Consider the following 22,916-nt stretch of genomic DNA (forward strand, 5'->3'; position numbering starts at 1 on the left):
GCTAGTGCAGGGCAATTACCTCAGACTTCTACAACGGCGATCTTCGCCTTCTCTGCAGCTTCGCGGAACTCGGCGATCTGGTCGAAGGACAGGTAGCGATAGATGTCGGCAGCCATGCTGTCGATATTCTTCGCGTACTCCATGTACTCCTCGACGGTCGGCAGCTTACCGATGATCGACGCGACAGCCGCCAGCTCGGCCGAAGCCAGGTAGACGTTGGTCGCGTCGCCCAGGCGGTTCGGGAAGTTACGAGTCGAAGTCGACACAACGGTTGCACCGGTCTGTACGCGGGCCTGGTTACCCATGCACAGCGAGCAGCCCGGCATTTCCATGCGTGCGCCGGCCTTGCCGTAGATGCCGTAATAGCCTTCCTCGACGAGCTGATGCTGGTCCATCTTGGTCGGCGGAGCCAGCCACAGGCGAGTCGGAATGCCGCCCTTGACCTTGTCCAGCAGCTTACCGGCAGCGCGGAAGTGGCCGATGTTGGTCATGCACGAGCCGATGAACACTTCATCGATCTTGTCGCCAGCAACAGTCGACAGCAGGCGTGCGTCGTCCGGATCGTTCGGCGCGCAGAGGATCGGCTCCTTGACTTCGGCCAGGTCGATTTCGATTACCGCGGCATACTCGGCGTCGGCGTCGGCGGACAGCAGCTCCGGCTTGGCCAGCCAGGCTTCCATGGCCTGAGCGCGGCGCTCCAGGGTGCGTGCGTCGCCATAGCCTTCGCTGATCATCCAGCGCAGCATGGTGATGTTCGAGCGCAGGTACTCGGCGATCGACTCTTCCGGCAGTTTGATGGTGCAGCCAGCGGCGGAGCGCTCGGCGGAGGCGTCGGACAACTCGAATGCCTGCTCGACGGTCAGGTTGTTCAGGCCTTCGATCTCGAGAATGCGGCCGGAGAAGATGTTCTTCTTGCCCTTCTTCTCAACGGTCAGCAGCCCCTGCTGGATGGCGTAGTAGGGGATGGCATGGACCAGGTCACGCAGAGTGATACCCGGCTGCATCTGGCCCTTGAAACGCACCAGCACGGATTCCGGCATGTCCAGCGGCATGACCCCAGTGGCAGCGGCGAAGGCTACCAGGCCCGAGCCAGCCGGGAAGGAGATGCCGATCGGGAAGCGGGTGTGCGAGTCACCACCGGTACCCACGGTATCCGGCAGCAGCATGCGGTTCAGCCAGCTGTGGATGATGCCGTCGCCCGGACGCAGGGATACGCCGCTGCGGTTCATGATGAAATCGGGCAGGGTGTGGTGGGTGTTGACGTCGATCGGCTTCGGATAGGCCGCGGTGTGGCAGAAGGACTGCATCACCAGGTCGGCGGAGAAGCCCAGGCAAGCCAGGTCCTTCAGCTCGTCGCGGGTCATCGGGCCCGTGGTGTCCTGGGAGCCGACGGTGGTCATCTTCGGCTCGCAGTAAGTGCCCGGACGTACGCCTTGGCCTTCCGGCAGGCCGCAGGCGCGACCGACCATCTTCTGGGCAAGGGAGAAGCCCTTGCCGCTGTCAGCCGGAGCGACTGGCTTCTTGAACAGGGTCGAGGGTGCCAGGCCGAGTTCAGCGCGGGCTTTCTCGGTCAGGCCACGGCCGATGATCAGTGGGATACGGCCGCCAGCGCGGACTTCGTCCAGCAGGACGTCGGTCTTCAGCTGGAAAGTGGTGACCAGCTCGTCATTGTCGTGGCGGCGCACTTCGCCCTTGAGCGGGTAAACGTCGATGACATCGCCCATGGCCAGGTTGGTGCAGTCGAACTCGATCGGCAGGGCGCCGGCGTCTTCCATGGTGTTGTAGAAGATCGGGGCGATCTTGGTGCCGAAGCAGAAACCACCGGCACGCTTGTTCGGTACATAGGGGATGTCGTCGCCGAAGAACCACAGCACCGAGTTGGTAGCGGACTTCCGGGAAGAGCCGGTACCGACCACGTCACCGACGTAGGCAACCGGGAAACCCTTGGCCTTGACTTCTTCGATCTGCTTCAGCGGGCCGACGACGCCTGGCTGGACCGGCTCGATGCCGTCGCGGGCCATCTTCAGCATCGCCAGGGCGTGCAGCGGGATATCGGGGCGCGACCAGGCGTCCGGAGCGGGGGACAGGTCATCGGTATTGGTTTCGCCCGGAACCTTGAACACGGTCAGGGTGACTTTTTCCGGAACGGCCGGCTTGGCCAGGAACCACTCGCCTTCGGCCCAGGATTGCATGACGGCCTTGGCGGCTTCGTTACCGCTCTTGGCGCGCTCGGCCACATCGTGGAACGCGTCGAACATCAGCAGCGTGTGCTTGAGCTGCTCTGCAGCGGTATTGGCGAGTTCTGCGTTGTCTAGCAGCTCGACCAGCGTGGCGATGTTGTAGCCGCCCTGCATGGTGCCGAGCAGTTCGACGGCGCGCTGCTTGGAGATCAGCGGGGAGCTGGCTTCGCCCTTGGCGACAGCGGTCAGGAAGCCGGCCTTGACGTAGGCGGCTTCGTCAACGCCAGCGGGGACGCGGTTGGTGATCAGGTCGACCAGGAAATCTTCTTCGCCGGCGGGCGGGTTCTTCAGCAGCTCGACCAGGCCAGCGGTTTGCTCGGCATTCAGCGGCTGGGGCACGACGCCCTGGGCGGCACGCTCTTCTACGTGTTTGCGATAGGCTTCAAGCACAGTTTTTACCCTCATCATTGGTCCCTTGGGTGTCTCGGGACGCGCATCCGGAAGCTGTTTTCAAAGTTTTACGTGCTTGGCGAGCCGGACGGCAGGAGGGGGGGTCTGCGCATCCGGCCCAGCGGCCGCATGAACTGTGCTCGTGACGCTTTGAAAACAGCTTCTTGTGGACTATGGCGCCTAAAACGGCGGAGGGATTCTAAAGGAACGGGCCGGCAAAGTTAAGTCGAAAGCCCGTGGCGCGGCGTTCTGCGAGAATGCCAGTGGTTTTTTTGTCGCGCTGCTCCAGCCCAGCGATGATGCGGATTGCGCTGTATTTCGGGCCTCCTGCCAAGACCTTGGCAGGTGACCTCGTTAGGACAAAAGTCTAAGATGCCGGCCGGTTTCAGCGTGCCTGTCTTCTATGTCGGATCAGCGAATCAAAACTCCTTGCGTCGGGCTTTGCTCGACCGTCTACGGCGATCTGGTCTGTCGCGGTTGCAAGCGGTTCCACCACGAAGTGGTCAACTGGAACGCGTACGGCTCCGAGGAGAAGCGTGCCGTCTGGCGTCGGCTGGAGGCACTGCTGGCCCAGGTCATGGCAGCCAAGCTCGAGGTGTTCGACGCACAGCGGCTAAGAGCGCAGCTCGAGGCGAGAGGCATCCGTTTTGTCGCCGACCAGTCGGAGTATTGCTGGGCCTATCAGCTGATAGCTCGCGGCGCCCGGCTGATCCAGCAGCTCGAGGCATACGGTGTGGCACTGCTGCCCGAATTTCGCGACTGGCCATTGCCGCACCTGCGCGATGCGATCGATCGTGAGTTTTTCCTGCTGTCGCAGGCGCATTACGATCGCTACATCGCACCGCGATTTCTCAGCGAAGGTGCCGATATCCGCGTTTGACGGTATGGCCCCGCGTCAGTGTCTGACAACTTGCTCCAGATGGTCGATGATCTCGTCCGGCTTGAGCACCAGCACGTCGCTTTCCAGGGCATCCAGCACAACCTCGGCCGTGTTACCCATCAGTGCGCCGGAAAAACCCGTCCGCGCGACCGTGCCGATGATGGTCACCACCGCGTTGAGTTGATGACACACGCGAGGGATCAGCGCATCGGCGGGCCCTTCCTCGATGTGCAGACGCTCGTCGGTGATCTCATATTCGGTCTGGAAGCGCTTGCACGCTTCGCGGTAGCGCGCTTCGATCGTTTCCTTCAACTGGAAGGTCGGATCGGCTGCCGAAAGCATGGGAGAGGGGTGTGCGCTCAGTACGTGCAGCGAGCCATCGGCCAGTTCGGCGATTTCGTAACCATGGTTGACGATGGTCGCGTGCAGCGTGCGGTGCTCTTCGTCGGAGTTGCCGACGTCCACTGCTGCGAGGATTTTGCCGCCGCGCCAGGGTTTGTCCGTCTTCACCATGAGGACGGGGCAGGGGCAGTAGCGCAGCAGTTTCCAGTCGTCCGGCGTGAGCAGGGCCCGCTTGAGAGGGTTGTCCGGGACGTGTTGCTTGATCACCAGGCCGCAGCCCTCGGCCTGCTGCACATTGATGATCGTCTGGTGTGGACTGTCATTCCATGCCTGTTGCACGGAAACGTTGTGCCCCTCGGCTTCCAGTTGCGTGCGGAGCGACTCCAGATGGGCGCTATGGTCATGCTTGCCGTCGCAGACCAGCAGGTGGAGCCGCGACTGGCTGACGCTGGCGATCAGGTGGGCGCGCTTCAGGGCAAGCGATTCCGGCAGTTTGGGGTCGACTACCACGAGGATGCAGCGAATGGCTAGCATGATCGGCTCCGTTTCCGTGTGCTGGGCGTTCACTATAGTTGATCGCCGCGCCTGGCTCCTGACGCATGTCAAGCAGCACTGGTCGCCGCGCGACGCATTCGTATAATGCCCGCCGCTGCCGGCCGTCGCGATGGTCAGCGCCTGCCTATCACGCCTATGAATACGACGAGTTCGCCATGTTTTCTGATTTGAACGAATTTCTCGGCTGCTCGACGCCGGACGCCTGGGTCGTTGCTGCGCTCGCCAACCAGGACGTGATGCTGATCGATCACGGCAACTGCGAGAAGAAGGCTGCGGGCACGGCGTTTCAGCTGATGTTTCGCTATGTCGACAAGCCGGACCTGCAAAACAAGATGTCGCGGCTGGCTCGCGAAGAGCTGCGACATTTCGAGCAGGTGCTGGCGATTCTTCGGCGGCGCGGCATCCCGCTGCGCAACGTCAGCTCTTCCCGCTATGCCGCCGGCTTGCGCGAATTGGTACGCAACCATGAGCCGTTTCGGCTGACCGATACGCTGGTAATCGGCGCTTTCATCGAGGCGCGCTCATGCGAGCGCTTTGCCCGGCTGGTTCCGCATCTGGACGAGGAGCTCGGCAAGTTCTATCACGGGCTGCTGAAGTCGGAGGCGCGACATTTCCAGGATTACCTCAAACTCGCATATCAGTACGGTGAGGCCGCGGACATCGATGCGACGATCCTCAGAGTACGAGAGCGCGAGCGTGAGTTGGTCGAAAGTGCCGACTGCGAGTTTCGCTTCCACAGCGGAGTGCCGCAGGCGGCCTGATTCAGGTCAGCGCGAAGTCGGCCAGTCGCAGGCCGTTGCGGTCGGCCTCCAGCGCCCAGCCGCGAGCATCCCAGTCACCGAGCACGATTCGCCGCGCCGGCCTGCCGTCGAGCTCCAGAAGATGCTCCGCCGGCCGATGCGTATGGCCATGGATCAAGGTGTCGACCCGATGCCTGCGCATGGCGCGCAGCACTTCCGCGGGCGTGACATCGACGATTTCCGCTGCCTTCAGGCGGGTCTGAGCGCGGCTTTCGTTGCGTAACTTGCGCGCGAGCTTCTGGCGGGTTGCCAGCGGCAGATTGCGCAGCAGCATGAGGCTCAGCGGATTGCGTAGCCAGCGCCGCATGCGCATGTAGGCGTGATCCTGGGTGCAAAACGCATCGCCGTGGCTGAGCAGTACGCGATGGCCGTTCAGCTCGATGACTGTCGGGTCCTCGAGCAACTGGCAGCGGGCCAGTCGGCAGAACGCCCGTCCGAGCAGAAAGTCACGGTTGCCGTGCATCAGATAGACCTGGGTGCCGCTCTGGGCGAGCTTTGCCAAGGCCATGGCAATCGAGCGCTGGAAGTCGCTCATGCCATCATCGCCGATCCATACCTCGAAGAAGTCGCCGAGTATGTAAAGCGCCTGCGCACCGGGCGCGCGTTCCTCGAGGAAATGAAGAAACGCCCGGGTGATATCCGGGCGCTCCTCTTGCAGATGCAGATCGGAGATGAACAGGATCACTCGATGATCTCGGCCTTCTCGATCACTACGTCGTCGACCGGTACGTCCTGGTGGCCGGACTTCATGGTGGTGGGTACGTTCTTGATCTTTTCCACCACGTCCATGCCCTCGACGACCTCGCCGAATACGGCGTAGCCCCAGCCCTGTACGGTCGGTGCGCTGTGGTCGAGGAAGTCGTTGTCCTTCACGTTGATGAAGAACTGCGCAGAAGCCGAATGCGGCTCCATGGTGCGGGCCATGGCGATGGTGCCGGTCTTGTTGGAAAGGCCGTTGTTGGCTTCGTTCTTGATCGGCTTGCGCGTCGCCTTCTGCTTCATGCCGGGCTCGAAGCCGCCGCCCTGGATCATGAAGTTGCTGATCACACGGTGGAAGACGGTGCCGTCATAGTGGCCGCTCTTGACGTATTCCTTGAAGTTGGCCGTGGTTTCCGGAGCCTTGTCCTCGAAGAGCTTGAGGACGATGTCACCGAAATTGGTCTGCAGTTTGATCATGGGAAGTTTCCGTAGTCGATGGTTGCAAGGCGGGCGAACGGCAGAGGCGTCAACCAGGCGCGGCGCATTGCTCTGTCAGGGGGTTGACGGGTCCGTTATGATAAGCCCTTTGTTTTGGCCGGCCTACCCTGAGCCGCATTGCAGACATTCAAGGACACCATGAGCAAGCCTACCGTCGAAAAAGCCGCCAACTTTCTGCGTCCCATCGTCCAGGCCGATCTGGACAGCGGCAAGCACACCAAGATCATCACGCGCTTTCCGCCAGAGCCCAACGGCTACCTGCACATCGGCCATGCAAAGAGCATCTGCCTGAACTTCGGCCTGGCCCAGGAATTCGGCGGCGAGTGCAACTTGCGCTTCGACGACACCAACCCGGCCAAGGAAGACCAGGAATATATCGACGCGATCAAGGCCGACGTCGAATGGCTGGGCTTCAAGTGGGCCGGCCAGGAGCGCTACGCCTCCGATTATTTCGACCAGTTGCATGAATGGGCGATTCATCTGATCCAGGCCGGCAAGGCCTTTGTCTGCGATCTCAATGCCGAGCAAATGCGCGCCTACCGCGGCAGTCTCACCGAGCCTGGCAAGAACAGCCCCTACCGCGACCGTTCCGTCGAAGAGAACCTCGACCTGTTCGCCCGCATGAAGGCTGGTGAGTTCCCGGACGGCGCCAAGTCGCTACGCGCGAAGATCGACATGGCATCGCCGAACATCAACCTGCGCGATCCTATCCTCTACCGCATCCGCCACGCCCATCACCACCAGACCGGCGACAAGTGGTGCATCTACCCCAGCTACGACTTCACCCACGGGCAGTCGGACGCCATCGAGGGCATCACCCACTCGATCTGCACCCTGGAGTTCGAGGATCACCGTCCGCTGTACGAGTGGTTCCTCGCCAACCTGCCGGTGCCGGCTCAGCCGCGCCAGTACGAATTCGCCCGGCTGAACCTGAACTACACCATCACCAGCAAGCGCAAGCTCAAGCAACTGGTCGATGAGAAGCACGTATCCGGCTGGGACGACCCGCGCATGTCGACGCTGTCCGGCTACCGTCGCCGCGGTTATACCCCCGCGTCGATCCGCACCTTCTGCGACATGATCGGTGTCAACCGTGCCGGCGGCGTGGTCGACATCGGCATGCTCGAGTTCGCCATCCGCGAGGATCTCGATGCCAATGCCGCACGCGCCATGTGCGTGCTCAAGCCGCTCAAGGTGGTGATCACCAACTATCCGGAGGGCCAGGTCGAGAAGCTCGAGCTGCCGCGCCATCCCAAGCAGGACATGGGCGTGCGAGTGCTGCCGTTTTCCCGCGAGCTCTACATCGACGCCAGCGATTTCGAAGAAACCCCACCGGCCGGCTACAAGCGCCTGATCCCCGGTGGCGAGGTGCGCCTGCGCGGCAGCTACGTGATCCGCGCCGACGAGGCGGTGAAGGACGAGCAGGGCAATATCGTCGAGCTGCGCTGCTCCTACGACGAGAACACCCTGGGCAAGAACCCCGAAGGGCGCAAGGTCAAGGGCGTGATCCACTGGGTACCGGCTGCCGAGAGCGTCGAGTGCGAGGTGCGCCTGTACGACCGCCTGTTCAAGGCCGCCAACCCGGAGAAGACCGACGAGGAGGGCGGCAGCTTCCTCGACAACATCAACCCGGACTCCCTGGTGGTGCTCAAGGGCTGCCGCGCCGAGCCGTCGCTGGCCGATGCCGCCCCGGAAGAGCGCTTCCAGTTCGAGCGCGAGGGCTACTTCTGCGCCGACCTGAAGGATTCGAAACCGGGCGCGCCGGTGTTCAACCGCACCGTTACGCTGCGCGACTCCTGGGGAGCCTGATCCATGGCGCTGTCGATCTACAACACCCTTAGCAAGAGCAAGGATGTCTTTACGCCTCTGGTCGATAACAAGGTACGCATGTACGTGTGCGGCATGACCGTATACGACTACTGCCACATCGGCCATGCGCGGGTGATGGTGGCCTTCGACGTGGTCGCCCGCTGGCTGCGCCATCGCGGCTATGAGCTGACCTACGTGCGCAATATTACCGACATCGACGACAAGATCATCAAGCGCGCCAGCGAGAACGGCGAGTCGTTCCAGGCTCTGGTCGGCCGGATGATCGCCGCCATGCACGAGGACGAGGCGCGTCTGAACGTGCTGCGCCCGGACATCGAGCCGCGCGCCACCGACCACATCGCCGGCATGCACGCGATGATCCAGACCCTGATCGACAAGGGGTATGCCTACGCCCCGGGCAACGGTGACGTCTACTACCGGGTCGGCAAGTTCGCGGGCTACGGCAAGCTGTCGCGCCGCAAGATCGAGGACCTGAAGATCGGTGCACGCATCGAGGTCGACGAAGCCAAGGAAGACCCGCTCGACTTCGTGCTGTGGAAGGGCGCCAAGCCGGGCGAGCCGAGCTGGGAATCGCCCTGGGGGCCGGGCCGACCGGGCTGGCACATCGAGTGCTCGGTGATGTCCACCTGCTGCCTGGGCGAGACCTTCGACATCCACGGCGGCGGCCCGGACTTGGTGTTTCCGCATCACGAGAACGAGATCGCGCAGAGCGAGGCGGCCACCGGTAAGCTCTACGCCAATGCCTGGATGCATGCCGGTGCGGTGCGCGTCGACGGCGAGAAGATGTCCAAGAGCCTGGGCAACTTCTTCACCATCCGCGAGGTGCTGGAGAAGTACCATCCCGAGGTGGTGCGCTACCTCTTGGTGTCCAGTCACTACCGCAGCCCGATCAACTACTCCGAGGACAGCCTGCGCGAGGCCAAGGGCGCGCTGGAGCGCTTCTACAACGGCCTCAAGGGGCTGCCGGAAGCGACCCCTGCCGGTGGCGAAACCTTCGTCGAGCGCTTCGGCGCGGCGATGGATGACGACTTCAACTCGCCGGAAGCCTGTGCGGTACTGTTCGATATGGTTCGTGAGGTCAACCGCCTGCGCGAATCGGACCTGCAGGCTGCAGCCGCTCTGGCTGCGCGTCTCAAGGAGTTGGCCGGTGTGCTCGGCGTGCTGCAGCTGGAGCCGGAAGCCTTCCTCCAGGCGGGAGCCGAGGGCAAGGTGGATGCCGCCGAGGTCGAAGCACTGATCGCCGCCCGCCTCGCGGCACGAGCCGAGAAGAACTGGGCCGAATCCGACCGCATCCGTGACCAGCTCGGCGCCATGGGCGTGGTGCTCGAAGACGGCAAGGGCGGCACGACTTGGCGTCTGGCCGACTAGTTCGAGCTCGAATGAAAAACGGCACCACCAGGTGCCGTTTTTCGTTTCCGCTGCAACTCAGGCGTGCAGCTTCTCGGCCGCGTGCAGCGTGTTCTCCAGCAAGCAGGCGCGGGTCATCGGGCCGACTCCGCCTGGGACCGGCGTGATCCAGCTGGCGCGCTCGGCAGCAATGGCGAAGTCGACATCGCCGACCAGGCGACCATCGGCGAGGCGATTGATGCCCACGTCGATCACGATGGCGCCGGGCTTGATCCATTCACCCTTGACCAGCCCCGGCTTGCCGACCGCAACGACGACCAGGTCGGCACGGCGGACATGGCTTTCCAGGTTCTGCGTGAAGCGATGGGTCACGGTCGTGGTGCAGCCGGCGAGCAGCAGTTCCAGTGCCATCGGCCGGCCGACAATGTTCGAGGCGCCAACGACGACGGCGTCGAGGCCGTGCAGATCGACGCCGGTGCTCTCCAGCAGCGCCATGATGCCCTTGGGGGTGCAGGGGCGCAGCAGTGGCATGCGCTGGGCCAGGCGGCCGACGTTGTAGGGATGAAAGCCGTCCACGTCCTTGTCCGGGCGAATCCGCTCGAGCAGCTGCGAGGCATCCAGGTGGGCCGGTAGCGGCAGCTGAACCAGGATACCGTCGATCTCGGCGTCATCGTTGAGCTGATCGATCAAGGCGAGGAGCTCGTCCTGGCGGGTGTCGGCCGGCAGGTCATGGGCAATCGACTTGAAGCCGACTTCCTCGCAGTCCTTGCGCTTGTGCGCGACATATACCTGGGATGCCGGATCGGTGCCTACCAGAATCACCGCCAGCCCGGGGACGCGCAGCCCCTGGTTGCGGCGTTCGGCCACGCGGCTGGCGATACCTTGGCGGATAGTGGCTGCGATCGTTTTACCGTCGATCAGTTGTGCGGTCATGACGCTTGGTTAACCATCGGGAAGGGATTAAAAAGGAGCGGCATTCTCGCACGGCTTGCCGGGCCGGCAAAGGCGCCGACGCCGGATGAGCCTGTAACTCCTTTATCTTGCTGAATATTTTTCGCTGGCGCTGTTGACGGGCGTACAGGGGCTCTATAACATGCGCCCCGCTTGTCGAGCACAGCCTGCTGCTGGGTAAGATGGCTCATCGAGGAACTCCTCGGTAGCCGGAGCTTCAAGTCTGCGCTCCGCAAAGATTGCAGATAAAGCGCCCGTAGCTCAGCTGGATAGAGCATCCGCCTTCTAAGCGGATGGTCGCAGGTTCGAGTCCTGCCGGGTGCGCCATTTGGTGTCTGGCACAAGCAATGAAATATGGTGGGCGTAGCTCAGTTGGTAGAGCACAGGATTGTGGCTCCTGGTGTCGTGGGTTCGATTCCCATCGTCCACCCCATATTCCAGAAGCGCCAGGCAATAGCCTGGCGTTTTCGTTTTAGTCCCCGTTTATGCGGACGTGGTGAAATTGGTAGACACACCAGATTTAGGTTCTGGCGCCGCAAGGTGTGAGAGTTCGAGTCTCTCCGTCCGCACCATCATATGATTTCGAAGCCTTTCAGAAGGAATCGAAAATCTCCGAAAGCCCCGTCATAGGGGCTTTTTGTGCCTCTTCACCCTCAGCTTCCCTTAGAACCTACCATCCCAGCGTGGGTCAGGCTGTTCTAGGTGTGTCCGGGTCTTCCCATTCCCACGGACGGTTTGAAAACGGCTGAAAACCTCAAATCTTGCGGGCGAATCGACGACGCATTCGTGGGTTATGAAACCGCTCGATGTAGTCGAATAAATCCGCCCGTACTTCATCTCGGGCTCGATACGACTGATGGGCAACGCGCTCCCGTTTCAGCTGACCGAAGAAGCCTTCACAGGCTGCGTTGCCGCCGCAATGCCCGACTGCACTCATGCTGCAGACCAGCCTGTTGCGATTCAGAAAGCGCTAGTAGTCGGTGCTGGTGAATCGGCTGCCGCGATCCGAATGCAGGATTACTGACCAGTCACCCTGGCGTTGCCAGATCGCCATTTCCACCGCTCGGATCACCCTCTGCCGATCCTGACGGTGATGCACCGACCAACCGACCACCAGCGTGTTGTACAGATCGAGCACCACGCAAAGAAACAGCTTGCCCTCCCATGTGGCGATCTCCGTTATATCCGTGACCCCGCTTACGTTCCGGCTCTAGGGGCTGAGATCACAATCCAGCAGGCTTTTCACGCCAGCTGGACGGCCGTTGGCAACTCTTCCGGAGTCACGCCGCTTCCGACGTGGCCAGCCTTGAATTCGCTCGGTGGCCATCAGGCGAGCAACGCGGTTCAGGCCGACGGTTTCGTGCCCTCGTCGGGCAGATCCTCGTGCATCCGTGGCGCTCAGATCACCCCCACGGCTGTCCTCGTGGATCTCCCGAATAGGCACGCATTCTCTTGGGCACGTGGGCTTGGCTCGCGATGCTGCCAGGCGTAATAGCTGCTGGCAGAAACCTTCAGACACCGGCACACCAGCCGTACCGTGCCCTCTCGGGCCGTCCGCGACCGGCACGGATCGGTTGGGCGAGTAGGCGTTTTCTATCGGCGGTGCAGGTTGAGGGCACTGCTTGCCTCCGCTCTGTGCGCGCAGTGCTGGTAGCTTGTCAGCGAGCGTCTTACGGCAAGGACAACCCCGCTGCCGAACCGGCTCAGCTCGCTGTCCGAGTCGGCGCCCGGCTAGCCTGAACCGAGGGGATCGCCGACCAGCTCGATTACCAGTTCCACGAATTGGGCGATATTGAAGGGCTTCTGCAGAATGTGGTCGAAAAGCCCAGGGGCCTGGGACGCCAGACCCGCATGGCCACCGCTCATCAGCACGATGGGAAGGTGCGCCCATTCGGGGCGTTTGCGAATTTCGGTAGCCAGCTCCAGGCCGTTCATTAGCGGCATCATGTAATCGCATACCACCAGCGATGGCCCCTCACGATGCAAGGCGTCCAGTGCCTTCATGCCATTGCTTGCCTGGGTCACCATGAAACCGGCGTCTTCGAGCGCTAGGGTCAGGACCTCGACAATCAGGTATTCATCATCGACCACCAGGACCGTTGTCATGGAGTAAAGCCTTCTCGACCGCTAGCGGTCTTGCGGGGTGGGTGTGCCGGTGGGCTTCGTCGAGTAGCCGCCTCGGCCGATCTGTGCGGAATGGATATGCCGCTCGTATGCGCCATTGCGTCTTTTGATGATCCTCAATGTTGGTTCGCTGGGGCCCGCCCCCTCGGTGAAATCGAGCAGGACGATATTGTCGAACAGGCTGCAAAGTTCGGCGGGTGGAGCCGTCGGATCGGCCCCCGGAAAGTGGCTGAGCTCCCACGTCGCCACCATTGTTGCCCCCACCGCGCGGACCTCGTTCACCAGCGCGCTGGTGAACTCCAATTGCCGGCGTTGCCGCGCGCAGGGGCGCGTGAGCGCGGCCAGGGTGTCGATCACGATGCGAGACAGGTGCTTCTCGCGCACCTGGTCGATCACGGCCAGCGCGACCTGGTCGGGTAAGAACTGTGTGGTCGGCTGCCAATGAAAATCCAGCCACCCGTGCTCGGCCGCGGCTCGAAGGCCGAGGTCCAGCTGATCGGACTTTCTCAGCAGTTGCTCGGGCGATTCGACCAGGCCGAAGAAGGCGCTGCGCTCCTGCGGCGACGCCCCGGTCATGAAGTTGAGGCCGAGGGTCGTCTTGCCGGCGCCAGACGGGCCGATGACGAGGGTCGCGCTGCGTTCGAGCACTCCGCCGCCCAGCGCAGCGTCCAGCCCGGCGACTCCGGTAGAGACCAGCCGCTCGCCCAGCGCCATCGGCGCCGTGGGCTGACTCAATAGCGCTTCGATGCGCGGATAGACGGCAATCCCGTCGCCGGTGATCTCGTAATCGTGCTCACCGGCGGCAAAGCCGGACCCCCGATACTTGTGCACTCCGAGCCGCCGATAGGAGCGCATGCCGCCCCGTTCTTCCTGGAGCGAGAATACGCCATCGACCATGGTCAACTCAGGGCTGCCATGGTCGATCTCGGCGCTGGTGAGCATCAGTGTCGTGCAACCGGCAAAACTGGCATGGACCTGCAATTCGGCGATGAACTTCTTGGTGTTCAGCGGCGTGTCCGAACGGCTTCGAACGTTCATCAGGCCGTCGAGTACCAGCAACGTTGCCTTGTGCCGCAAGATCTCGCGGCGCAACAGCTTCAACACCTCGTCCAGCCCGTCGCTCTCGAGGGTATCGAAGGCACTGACGTACAGCATGCCGGCGCCTATCTGCGCGGCGTCGAAGAAGCTGAGCGTCGACAGATACTGGAACAGTCGGTCGTGGGGCTCCGAAAGCAGCGAGGCAAAAATGACCTTGCCGCCCTGGGCGGTATGGTGGAAGGCAACCTGGTTGGCAAGAATGGTTTTGCCCGAACCGGGGCGGCCCTGGATCAGATAGGCGGCCCCGGCAACGAATCCGCCATGGGTGATGGCGTCGAGACCATCGATACCGCTTTCCAAGCGCTCGAGTGCTATCACGTGAATCTGCCTAGTGAATGAGGGCGTGGTGAATCGCTTCGCGCAGTGCTTCGGCACTGCGGTGGCATCGCAGGTTCGACAGCGCCGGAATGCTATCGAAAGCTTCCGGTGGTCGTGTCGTCACGAACGAACGCCGACGTAAACGATGCAGGGTGCAACAAAATGCTGCTATCGGCAAACGGCGGTCCGAACGAAACGCTGAGCTGTCATTCAGGTTGCCTTGCTTGTGCGTTGTCTACGAGCCGAAAAGGCCTAGCGCCTAACGGCGAATCGTCAGCCCGATCACTCGTGATACCACCAGGGCGATGTACATCAGCCCGGCAATTTCCTCGAGCATCACCAACGCGCGGGCGAAGGGACGCAGGGGCAGGATGTCGCCGAGCCCGACGCCGGAGAGCACGGTAACGCTGAGAAACAGCAGCTCGAGCCAGGTTCTCGGCTCATCGGGTCGCAGCTGGGCAACGAAGCTGCCCGGGGCAGCCAGTTGGCATGCTGCATAGGCATAGGCGAACGCCCAGGCCAGCAATGTAAAGGTCGCGCCGACGGCAAACAGCTCGTCTGTCGTGGTGCGCTGATCCTCCATCATGTAGCCAATGAGGCCCGCCGCGGCATAGAAGTAGAAGGCGGCTTCCAGCGTAACCAACAACAGGCGCAGCTCCGGCATGGCCATGAGCTCGGTCGCCACCGTGAGCACGAGGATGGCAGCCGCCAGGACGAACGCGACCGAATGAATCGTCGGGCTGCGGTTGACGATCCGCAACGCCGAAACCAGTACCACCACACCGAATGCGCCGAAAGCGGCGCGTCCGAGCGGCGTATTTTCCATGAACGGGTAGAGCAGGATGCCCAGCAGCTGAACGAACAGCAGGCCGGCCGATGGGTATCTGACGAGATAGCTCAGCAAGGGTCTGTTCATGGGCGACATGATCGGTCGAGGAGGTCAGGGCAAGCGCAATGCTCAGCAGATGTGGTCGACTGTGCGAGCCAACGAGCCGACAGTATCGCAGTTCAGGAACACTTGGCAGCAGGAGCCATTGAGCGGAGGTAAAGAAATCGATCGGCGCGGTTATCCGGCCGACTGCCCGTCAGCGCTTCGCCTGTGACGCTACCAGCGAGAGATCGACCCAAGGTCATCCGAGAGATGGCTCATGTCGACGTCTCGATAGCGAAAGGGGGGATAGGGCGCGAGCGCATCGTCCAGATGCCTCAGGCAGGTTTCGATCGCGGCGGCCCGCGCCCGATCATTGCCTTTGGCAAGCACGTTGAGTGCCTCGACCAATTCGTCAGGCGTTGGCTCGCTGAGCAACAATCCGTGCTGCACGGTCAGTGTCTGTCCCTTGTAAACCAGCCTCACCGGGTCTCTGCCGACCAGCGAGGCGCCGTCTGCCAGCAGCGCATTGATGTGGTTACGAAGTGCAGTGCACTGGCGCCGGTCCTTTCCGTGGTACTTCAATTCCGATTCCGTCCGGTAGCGTTGATAGGGTGGCCGAGCACGGCTCGACAGCATCACAGCGCAATCTTTGCACCGAGCGGCTGAGTGGTGGCATTGTGCCACGAATGACTCGCTCCGACATAACCATACTCAAGCCTGGCGACTTCGCCTGCCGGGCGTACGCCTTGCGCCCGTCTGTCAGGTTTTGTCGCGGCGAGGCTTATCCACCACCGGCAGACCGGCGTCCTTCCAGGCCTTGAAGCGCCGCCAATGTGGCAAACCGGGCTCAGCCCCATGTCCTGTAGCGTTGCCGCCGCCAGGCTGGAGCGCCAGGCAGAGCCGCGGTACAGGACGAATGTCTTGCCGGGCCGACGATCTCCTTGTCGTATGGGCTCCCGGGGGCGACTGAGCACTCCAGCATCCCCCGCGCGGTATGAAGGGCGCTCGGGAACATGCCCTCGCGTTCCAGCGCTCGCACGTCCCGGATGTCGACGAAGACGGTCTGCGGGGCGTCCAGTCTGGTCTTTGCCTAGCCCAGGCTCAGCGTGCGAATGCAGGCGTGGGCGTCGTCGACGAGCTGCCTGTAGCCTTTGGTGATGGGCATCGCGATGGTTCTGACGTTGGCCTGCCGTCGGGCGCCAGGCGCCGTACGCCGGGCCTCGATGAGAGAAGGTGGCCGACTGGCAGGCTGGGCAGGCCCGCAATGGCGTTCATCCCCATCGCCACAGGCGGCTCAGTCGATACCAGGCGGAGCGTTGTAGCTCTGGTGGTTCAGGCCAGTGGGCCTTCTTGCTTTCGCATTGCACGATGCCGTTGGTGCCAAGCCTCAGGCGCCAGCGCTGGGCCGATGGAAAGTGCTCGCCCGGATTGGTCTGCAACAGCAGCAGGTTGTAGTCGTGCTGCTTCTCGATGGGGTGGGCCTGGACTGCACCTTTGCTGTCGTCGCTGGCGGAATCCTCGCCTTCGGACTGGGCAAACAGCTTGTTGTGGCTCGCCTGGATCATTGCGCAAAGCTGTTCGCAATCCAGGGTGAGGCGCTCCCGAATTTCGTCGTGCTCCAGTGCTGCCTTGTCCAGGGTCGTCAGCACGCGATAGCAGATGATTTGCCGCTCCTCGTTGGTCGCCCACTTGCCGGAGTGTTCTCGAACCAACGGTGGCAGATCGGGCAGCTTGCGATAGTCGAGCCAGACCCGTTGCTGCGCGAGCACCTTGCGGGTGTAGGGCATCAGCAAGCGAATCTTCCAGCGCGGCTTGCCTTTGCGCAGTCTGCGGGTGATGGCCGTGATCATGTCGTCGCGCAGCAGGTCGCGAACGGCATAGACCAGCGCGATCACCAGCAGAAGGGTGAGCGAGAGTTTCTCGCTGGCGCCGCGCGCGTTGAACAGGAAGTACGTGAAGAACGACATGATCAGCATCGTCGACATCGCCTTGACCAGCTTGTGGGTGCCGGCCCCCAGCGTTGTGACCTTCGAGCGCAACATCACCGGATACTCCAGCAGCCGGTGATACAGCGCCATGCGGTTCCATATCCGTGTCGGGGTTCCGTGGAAGTCGCTCAGGTACTCGCGCTCCTTGCGGTATCGACGTTCCTGGCGCAGGAATTCCGCCACCGATTGCTTGAGTTCTTCATCGACGGTTGCGTAGCCCTCGAGGGTCATGCTTTCCAGCAGGAACTGCTCGGCATGCCATGAGAAATAGACGTCCATCTGACGAAAGTAGCGCTGCTGATTGCTCTGCTTCGGGCTGGACCTGCGCAAACGTTGCGCGAAGTTCTGGCTGAGCCGCAGGCCGCGTGCGACGGGCTCTGCCACAGCCCCGAACGTGAGCATCTGCTGGCGCAGCCGCTCCATCGAAGCCTGGTACTGGAAGAACCAGGAGCCATACATGATTTCGTAGTGCGGAGAGAGCAGGACGAAGGAATGGTCGGCCTTGATGAGGCGGTCCTTCGATGGCATGCCCATCAGCCCGAAATTGTGCGTCAGCGCCTTAAAGAAAAACTGCTCTTCCGACAGGGTCCATGCCGAAAGGTCGCTTTCGTGCGGAGTGAACAGATACAGCTCGATCTTGTGCCGTCCAGGCTGCTTCAGCGTGCGGGTCAGTTGCAGGCGGAAATCACCTTTGCGCTTGAGTGAAAACACAAAACCCCAATGACCGTGGAACGCAGCCAGCTTACCAAGCTTCCGCTGGGCGGTACGCCGAGTAGCAGGCTTATGTTCGGGCGAGGCTATATCCAGGCCGCCCGTTGCTCAAATTTCCGTCGCCGCGCCATCGGCGTCAGCTCCGAACCCCAGCCGATCTTCGGGCATGCAGCTGATATGCGCGCTTTGGCCAGACATCTGGCGAAGCATGGAAGGCGAGTGATGCGCTGGGGCTGCCGTTCAAGCCAGCAGGGGCAAAGACAGCTTGCGTTGGATTCCACCGTTTAGATTGGTGTCCCAAGATTGGTCCCAGTTGGACGGAACGTAGAACATCTACCTGCAAGCTCAGCAGCCTGGTCGGTCAGTTCGAGTCCTCCGTCGCACCATGCAGTAAGCCGAAAGCTCCGTATTCCGGGGCTTTAGCATGGCGGCGCTGGCGCGCCTGGCCCCGGCGCTGCCGCCCTGCCTAGTGCAGGGCAGATGTGACCGTTCCCAGCGTGTTCCCACTGAGCCCAGGTGTCCGCAACGAGCACCTCGTTACCGCGCCATGTAACAAAGGTCGCGCAGTGATGGGCCTTTTCGTACCTGGCTGGTCTGTACCGCAGGCTCACGGCAGAGGGCGCACCAAGGGCGCCAACAGGGCGCAAGCCGTCCTGGTGAAGTCGCCGCGCAGATCTGCCGACGGCCACGGTGGCCGAAGATCCGTTCTGCGCGGCGACTGAGCGCACCAGGCGCCGGCTAGCGCAGCTGCAAGCTGTAGCTCAGGATGAGCCGGTTCTCGTCGATATCGCTGCCGAAGTCCGAGCGTACCGTGGCGTTGCGCAGCTTGATGCCCAGCCCCTTGAAGGGGCCGTCCTGGGCAACGTAGGCGATGTCGGTGTTGCGCTCCCATTCATTGCCGTTGTCGTTCTGCAGTTGGATGTTGCTTCCTTTCGTGTAGCGCGTCATGAAAGACAGCCCAGGCAGGCCGAGGCCGGCAAAGTCGTAGTCATAGCGCAGCTGCCAGGAGCGCTCGTCCTCGTTGCCGAAGTCCTGGACCTGTGAGAGGTGCGGCAGGAAGTTGTCGGAGCCGGCGATGTAGGCGTAGCCGGTGTTGCCGTCCAGTTGCTGGTAGCTGGCGCTGAACGTGTGGTGACGCAGGCGATAGCTGAGGATCGCCGCGAAGGTATGGGCATCGACGTTGCTGTTGCCGGCGTCGGTCGAGCGCAGGTAGCGCAGGTCGGTCTTCAGGCTCTGTTGCTCGCCCAGCGGCAGCACGTGCAGCAGGCGCAGGTTGTGCTCGCGGTAGAGGTCCTGCAGTTCGGCGGCGTAGTAGCTGGTGGTCAGCGCCGGCGTCCACTGGTAGCTGCCGCCGCCGAACAGGAAGCGGTCGCTGGCGGCCTGGCCAAGCTCGATATTGCGGGCGCCGCCGTTGAAGACGGTCATGTCCTCGTAGTCCGAGGAATTGCGCTGGTTTACCGCGCCCAGCCAGCCGGCGTCGAGGGTCAGCCCGTCCCACTCGCGGCTGTTCAGCCAGGCGCCGCGGAAGGTCTGCGGCAGCAGGCGGCTGTAGTTGCGCATCAGCACCGGTAGCAGCGGTTGCAGGGTGCCGCCGTGGACGGTGGTCCGGGACACCCGCAGCTTGCCGGTCAGGCCCAGTTCGCCGTATTCGTCCTGGGCGCGGAAGGGCGCCTCGCGATCGCTCTTGAGGATGCCGGTGCCGGTGCGGTCGGGGCTGGAGTCGAGCTTGACGCCGAGCAGGCCGAGGGCGTCCAGGCCGAAGCCGACCGGCCCCTCGGTGTAGCCGGACGCGATCCTCAGCGCGAAGCCCTGGGCCCATTCGTCGGCCTTGGACTGGGCGGCGCCGGGGTCGCGGAAGTCGCGGTTGAAGTAGAAGTTGGTCAGGTCCAGCTGGGCCTTGCTGTCCTCGACGAAGGCGGCGCAGGCGGGGCCGGCGAGGCCGCTGGCGGCGAGGGCGAGCAACAGGTGACGGGGGGTGAGCGTCATGGCGGTGTCCTTTTTCTTGTTGTTGGGTGCAGCCGCCCGCATCGGCCGTGCATGCCGATGGCGGGAGGTTCGGAGAGGGGCCGCCGTTGCCGGCGGCCGGAAATCACTCGGCTTCGCTGGGGCGCTGGGCGCGCAGCCCCGGGGAGGCGAAGCGCAGCAGGTGGGTGCGCTCGATCAGCAGGTACAGCACGGCGCCAGCGGCCAGGCCCCAGCCCGCGCCGTACACCGCCAGCACCACACCCATGGTGCCGGCGATACCGCGTTCGGCGTTGTTGTTGAGCTGCTCGAAGCCGACCATCAGGCAGATGTAGCCGGTGAGGATCAGCGTCAGCGACAGGGCGATCGGCAGTACCGGCTGGAAGAAGCTCACCAGCGGCAGCACGAACAGCGCGAGAAAGCCGGTGATCCAGAAGGTGCCGGCGCCGCTGTAGATCGACTCCATCGCCTTGCGGCCGTACTTGTAGCGCTCGGCCATGGTCGCCGCCACGGCCGTCCACAGCGGGCCGGCCAGGCCCGGGTAGGGCGCGAAGAAGGCATGCAGGGCGTTGCGGATGGCGCACACCAGGTGGATGCGATCGACGTTGATCTCGATCTTCTCGTCGGTGCGCAGCTCGTCGGCGCGCTGCATCAGCGACTGGCCGACGATGATGTCGCCGAAGGCGATGATGTAGGCGATCACCGCGGTGGGCACCGCCAGCATGAACACCTGGGCGTCGGGGAAGCCGGTGGTGAAGGGCAGGTACTGCCAGAGCTGGTCGAAAGCCGGCGCGGTGATGCCGAAGCGCACGTCCGGCATCCTGTACTCGCCCACCGCGATGCCGGCGACGATGGCCACGATCATCCCCGGGACCATGCCGTAGTTGACGATCTTGCGCGCCAGCGGCACCCGCTCGGTGAGCCCGCGGAACGACACCGAGAACATCAGGTACAGGCAGATCAGGCTGCCCAGCACCAGCGAGATGGGCGTGTTGGCCAGGCGCCCGCCGGTCTCGATCTCGCCGATCAGCGCGGCGATGCCGGCGCCGATGATGATCCCGCCCTTCATCGAGTTGGGCACGATGCGCACCATCACGCTGCCCAGGCGCGTGACCCCGAGCAGGAAGAAGATGACGCAGACCAGGATCTGCAGCGCGAACAGCGCGCGGATCGCCTCCGGCCCCGGCTCGAAGTTGCCGAGAAACAGCAGCACAACCGGGATCCCGGGGGTGATCCAGCCCGGCACCAGCGGCACGCCGAGCAGCGCCGGCAGCATGAAGCCGATGCCGCACACCACCACGTAGGCCAGCGCCACGTCGTAGGGCAGGCCGAGGTATTTCTCCAGCAGCGGGATCATGCCCAGGCTGACCACGAACATGATCAGCGCCTGGAGCATCTCCGCGGTTTCCCAGCGGTAGTGCACGAAAGGCAGGCGAAGCTTGAACGGTCCGGCCTTCCAGCAGGGTTGTTCGTCGCCGTCGTTACGTTTGTACAGTTGCATGGAGCCTCCGTTGACGCCGCGTGGCGCCTTCTTGTTGTTGTGAACGGATGCCGCCGGCAGCCGCCATCCCTGCAACGGGATGGCAGTACCAGGCAGAAAAAGAGGGGTCAGGCCAGATTGCGCAGAGGTGCAGCCTGGGGTGGCGACAGGTCGCGTGCCCGTTCGCGCAGGACGTACTTCTGGATCTTGCCGGTCGAGGTCTTGGGCAGCGCCCCGAATATGACGGTGCGTGGCACCTTGAACGAGGCCAGGTGCTCGCGGCAGAAACTGATGATGGCGTCTTCGTCGACGGCCTGGTGATCGGCCTTGAGGTTGATGAAGGCGCAGGGGGTTTCGCCCCATTTCTCATCCGGTCGAGCCACCACGGCAGCTTCCAGCACGGCAGGATGGCGGTACAGCACACCTTCGAGTTCGATGGTGGAAATGTTCTCCCCGCCGGAAATGATGATGTCCTTGAGCCGATCCTTGATCTCCACGTAGCCGTCCGGGTGGCAGACGGCCAGGTCGCCGGTATGGAACCAGCCACCTTCGAACGCTTCGGCCGTTGCACTGGGGTTCTTCAGATAACCCTTCATCACCGTGTTGCCGCGCATGAAGATCTCGCCGATGGTCTGGCCGTCGCGCGGGGTCGGCTCCAGGGTTTTGGGATCGGCCACCATCAGCCCTTCCAGGGTCGGGTAGCGCACGCCCTGGCGTGCCTTGATTTCCGCGCGCTCCTCCAGAGGGCGTTCGTCCCATTCGGCATGCCAGGCGCAGATGGTGACCGGCCCATAGACTTCGGTCAGGCCGTAGACATGCGTCACCTTGATGCCCATTTCCTCGACTGCGCCGATCACCTTGGCCGGCGGCGCGGCGCCGGCGACCATGGCGTGCACGGGGTGGTCGATGGCGGCTTTGGCCGAAGCGGGCATGTTGACCAGCGCATTGAGCACGATCGGCGCGCCGCACAGGTGAGTGACCTGATGTTCGCGAATCAGCCCGAGAATCTTCTGCGGGTCGACGCGGCGCAGGAACACATGGACGCCGGCCAGCGCGGTAATCGTCCAGGGGTAGCACCAGCCGTTGCAGTGGAACATCGGCAGCGTCCAGAGATACACCGGATGGTTGCCCATCGCCCAGGTCATCTGGTTGCCCAGCGCGTTCAGATAGGCGCCGCGGTGGTGATAGACCACGCCCTTGGGGTTGCCGGTGGTGCCGGAGGTGTAGTTGAGGCTGATCGCCTGCCACTCGTCTTCCGGCCACTGCCAGGCGAACGCCGGGTCACCTTCGGCGAGCAGCGCCTCGTAGTCGAGGCTGGAAACCGGCTCGCCTTCGCCGTACTCGGGGTCGTCCACATCGATCACGAGCGGCGGGTGATCGAGCATCCCGACGGCCGCGCGCACGACCGAGGCGAACTCGCGGTCGGCGATCAATACCCGGGCCTCGCCATGCTGCAGCATGAACGCAATGGCTTCGGCATCCAGGCGTACATTGAGCGTATTGAGCACCGCGCCGATCATGGGCACGGCAAAATGGGCCTCGAGCATCGAGGGGATATTGGGCAGCATCACCGCGACGGTATCGCCCTTGCCGATACCACGCCCGGCCAACGCAGAGGCCAGGCGCCGGCAGCGCATGTAGGTTTCGGCCCAGGTGCGACGGATCGAACCGTGGATCACGGCGGGGTAGTCGGGATAAACGCTGGCGGTGCGCTCGATGAAGCTGAGCGGGCTGAGGGCAACATGGTTGACTGCGGCGGGCGCAAGGCCCTGTTCGTAGATGGTCATGCAAGACACCACTTGGCTGATTATTAGCTCTTGTTCTGCATCGCC

General features: G+C 63.0%; 17 protein-coding genes, 3 tRNA genes and 1 pseudogene. 7 read left to right on the forward strand and 14 right to left on the reverse strand.

Features of this window, described 5'->3' with window-relative positions; translation table 11 throughout:
- Positions 1-20: 20 nt before the first annotated feature.
- Positions 21-2,630, reverse strand: a complete 2,610-nt coding sequence (acnB, locus tag AC0KXH_RS08445; RefSeq protein WP_061339298.1) for a bifunctional aconitate hydratase 2/2-methylisocitrate dehydratase — start codon at positions 2,628-2,630, stop codon at positions 21-23.
- A 403-nt stretch (positions 2,631-3,033) separates the two neighbouring features.
- Here acnB and AC0KXH_RS08450 point away from each other — a divergent pair, with 403 nt between their 5' ends.
- Positions 3,034-3,510, forward strand: a complete 477-nt coding sequence (locus tag AC0KXH_RS08450) for a DUF1289 domain-containing protein (protein WP_061339297.1) — start codon at positions 3,034-3,036, stop codon at positions 3,508-3,510.
- Positions 3,511-3,525: 15 nt separating this feature from the next.
- Here AC0KXH_RS08450 and AC0KXH_RS08455 read toward each other — a convergent pair whose 3' ends face one another.
- The gene (locus tag AC0KXH_RS08455; RefSeq protein ID WP_043223025.1) at positions 3,526-4,386 is read right to left on the reverse strand and encodes a universal stress protein; all 861 of its coding nucleotides are present in this window, start codon (positions 4,384-4,386) and stop codon (positions 3,526-3,528) included.
- Positions 4,387-4,562: 176 nt separating this feature from the next.
- Here AC0KXH_RS08455 and AC0KXH_RS08460 point away from each other — a divergent pair, with 176 nt between their 5' ends.
- Entirely contained in the window at positions 4,563-5,168 is a 606-nt protein-coding gene (locus AC0KXH_RS08460) for a MiaE family protein (protein ID WP_224109784.1), read from the forward strand.
- A gap of 1 nt (position 5,169) precedes the next feature.
- Here the strand turns inward: AC0KXH_RS08460 and lpxH are convergent, their stop codons facing one another.
- Positions 5,170-5,892 carry a UDP-2,3-diacylglucosamine diphosphatase gene (gene lpxH / locus AC0KXH_RS08465; protein ID WP_488224483.1) on the reverse strand — a complete coding sequence of 241 codons (723 nt, stop codon included), beginning with the start codon at positions 5,890-5,892 and terminating at the stop codon, positions 5,170-5,172.
- Positions 5,889-6,383: a peptidylprolyl isomerase gene (locus AC0KXH_RS08470; protein WP_041105431.1), complete on the reverse strand. Its 495-nt coding sequence runs from the start codon at positions 6,381-6,383 to the stop codon at positions 5,889-5,891. The genes lpxH and AC0KXH_RS08470 overlap by 4 nt, the downstream gene beginning before the upstream one ends.
- Positions 6,384-6,542: 159 nt before the next feature.
- On the opposite strand from AC0KXH_RS08470, the gene AC0KXH_RS08475 reads away from it, so the two are divergent.
- Positions 6,543-8,213, forward strand: a complete 1,671-nt coding sequence (locus tag AC0KXH_RS08475) for a glutamine--tRNA ligase/YqeY domain fusion protein (RefSeq protein WP_043223027.1) — start codon at positions 6,543-6,545, stop codon at positions 8,211-8,213.
- Positions 8,214-8,216: 3 nt separating this feature from the next.
- Positions 8,217-9,602 carry a cysteine--tRNA ligase gene (cysS, locus tag AC0KXH_RS08480; RefSeq protein ID WP_488224484.1) on the forward strand — a complete coding sequence of 462 codons (1,386 nt, stop codon included), beginning with the start codon at positions 8,217-8,219 and terminating at the stop codon, positions 9,600-9,602.
- Positions 9,603-9,659: 57 nt separating this feature from the next.
- Here the strand turns inward: cysS and folD are convergent, their stop codons facing one another.
- Positions 9,660-10,514 (reverse strand): bifunctional methylenetetrahydrofolate dehydrogenase/methenyltetrahydrofolate cyclohydrolase FolD, encoded by an 855-nt coding sequence (gene folD, locus AC0KXH_RS08485; RefSeq protein WP_043219839.1) that lies wholly within the window; start codon positions 10,512-10,514, stop codon positions 9,660-9,662.
- A gap of 268 nt (positions 10,515-10,782) precedes the next feature.
- On the opposite strand from folD, the gene AC0KXH_RS08490 reads away from it, so the two are divergent.
- The 3 genes from AC0KXH_RS08490 to AC0KXH_RS08500 all read left to right on the forward strand — a co-directional run bounded on the left by AC0KXH_RS08490 (position 10,783) and on the right by AC0KXH_RS08500 (position 11,104).
- Positions 10,783-10,859: transfer RNA gene (locus AC0KXH_RS08490), tRNA-Arg, on the forward strand.
- A gap of 30 nt (positions 10,860-10,889) precedes the next feature.
- Positions 10,890-10,965, forward strand: a tRNA-His gene (locus tag AC0KXH_RS08495).
- Between the two features lie 54 nt (positions 10,966-11,019).
- Positions 11,020-11,104: transfer RNA gene (locus AC0KXH_RS08500), tRNA-Leu, on the forward strand.
- A 126-nt stretch (positions 11,105-11,230) separates the two neighbouring features.
- Here the strand turns inward: AC0KXH_RS08500 and AC0KXH_RS08505 are convergent.
- The 9 genes and pseudogenes from AC0KXH_RS08505 to AC0KXH_RS08545 form a co-directional block, all read right to left on the reverse strand.
- Positions 11,231-12,089, reverse strand: a pseudogene (locus AC0KXH_RS08505) (IS3 family transposase); the annotation flags it as partial.
- A gap of 174 nt (positions 12,090-12,263) precedes the next feature.
- Complete coding sequence (locus AC0KXH_RS08510) at positions 12,264-12,638, reverse strand: response regulator (protein WP_041105434.1); 375 nt, start codon at positions 12,636-12,638, stop codon at positions 12,264-12,266.
- Between the two features lie 21 nt (positions 12,639-12,659).
- Entirely contained in the window at positions 12,660-14,072 is a 1,413-nt protein-coding gene (locus tag AC0KXH_RS08515) for an ATPase domain-containing protein (RefSeq protein WP_488224485.1), read from the reverse strand.
- A gap of 259 nt (positions 14,073-14,331) precedes the next feature.
- A complete protein-coding gene (locus AC0KXH_RS08520; protein WP_488224486.1) occupies positions 14,332-14,988 on the reverse strand; it encodes an ion channel in 657 nt (218 codons plus the stop codon).
- A 189-nt stretch (positions 14,989-15,177) separates the two neighbouring features.
- Complete coding sequence (locus AC0KXH_RS08525) at positions 15,178-15,525, reverse strand: hypothetical protein (protein ID WP_071222511.1); 348 nt, start codon at positions 15,523-15,525, stop codon at positions 15,178-15,180.
- A gap of 689 nt (positions 15,526-16,214) precedes the next feature.
- A complete protein-coding gene (locus AC0KXH_RS08530) occupies positions 16,215-17,642 on the reverse strand; it encodes a hypothetical protein (protein ID WP_488224487.1) in 1,428 nt (475 codons plus the stop codon).
- Positions 17,643-18,380: 738 nt separating this feature from the next.
- Positions 18,381-19,628, reverse strand: coding sequence for an OprD family porin (locus AC0KXH_RS08535; RefSeq protein WP_488224488.1), 1,248 nt, complete (start codon positions 19,626-19,628; stop codon positions 18,381-18,383).
- A 103-nt stretch (positions 19,629-19,731) separates the two neighbouring features.
- Complete coding sequence (locus AC0KXH_RS08540) at positions 19,732-21,105, reverse strand: solute carrier family 23 protein (protein ID WP_312357989.1); 1,374 nt, start codon at positions 21,103-21,105, stop codon at positions 19,732-19,734.
- A 107-nt stretch (positions 21,106-21,212) separates the two neighbouring features.
- Positions 21,213-22,871 (reverse strand): acyl-CoA synthetase, encoded by a 1,659-nt coding sequence (locus tag AC0KXH_RS08545; protein ID WP_043219848.1) that lies wholly within the window; start codon positions 22,869-22,871, stop codon positions 21,213-21,215.
- Between the last annotated feature and the right edge of the window lie 45 nt (positions 22,872-22,916).

The sequence above is a fragment of the Stutzerimonas sp. CXK-1 genome (genome assembly GCF_057738225.1).

Excerpts from the sequence above, each read along its gene's own strand:
- AC0KXH_RS08450 (WP_061339297.1), top strand. The coding sequence starts at position 3,034 with ATGTCGGATCAGCGAATCAAAACTCCTTGCGTCGGGCTTTGCTCGACC.
- AC0KXH_RS08455 (WP_043223025.1), bottom strand. The coding sequence starts at position 4,386 with ATGCTAGCCATTCGCTGCATCCTCGTGGTAGTCGACCCCAAACTGCCG.
- AC0KXH_RS08460 (WP_224109784.1), top strand. The coding sequence starts at position 4,563 with ATGTTTTCTGATTTGAACGAATTTCTCGGCTGCTCGACGCCGGACGCC.
- AC0KXH_RS08470 (WP_041105431.1), bottom strand. The coding sequence starts at position 6,383 with ATGATCAAACTGCAGACCAATTTCGGTGACATCGTCCTCAAGCTCTTC.
- AC0KXH_RS08475 (WP_043223027.1), top strand. The coding sequence starts at position 6,543 with ATGAGCAAGCCTACCGTCGAAAAAGCCGCCAACTTTCTGCGTCCCATC.
- cysS (WP_488224484.1), top strand. The coding sequence starts at position 8,217 with ATGGCGCTGTCGATCTACAACACCCTTAGCAAGAGCAAGGATGTCTTT.
- folD (WP_043219839.1), bottom strand. The coding sequence starts at position 10,514 with ATGACCGCACAACTGATCGACGGTAAAACGATCGCAGCCACTATCCGC.
- AC0KXH_RS08510 (WP_041105434.1), bottom strand. The coding sequence starts at position 12,638 with ATGACAACGGTCCTGGTGGTCGATGATGAATACCTGATTGTCGAGGTC.
- AC0KXH_RS08520 (WP_488224486.1), bottom strand. The coding sequence starts at position 14,988 with ATGAACAGACCCTTGCTGAGCTATCTCGTCAGATACCCATCGGCCGGC.
- AC0KXH_RS08535 (WP_488224488.1), bottom strand. The coding sequence starts at position 19,628 with ATGACGCTCACCCCCCGTCACCTGTTGCTCGCCCTCGCCGCCAGCGGC.
- AC0KXH_RS08540 (WP_312357989.1), bottom strand. The coding sequence starts at position 21,105 with ATGCAACTGTACAAACGTAACGACGGCGACGAACAACCCTGCTGGAAG.
- AC0KXH_RS08545 (WP_043219848.1), bottom strand. The coding sequence starts at position 22,871 with ATGACCATCTACGAACAGGGCCTTGCGCCCGCCGCAGTCAACCATGTT.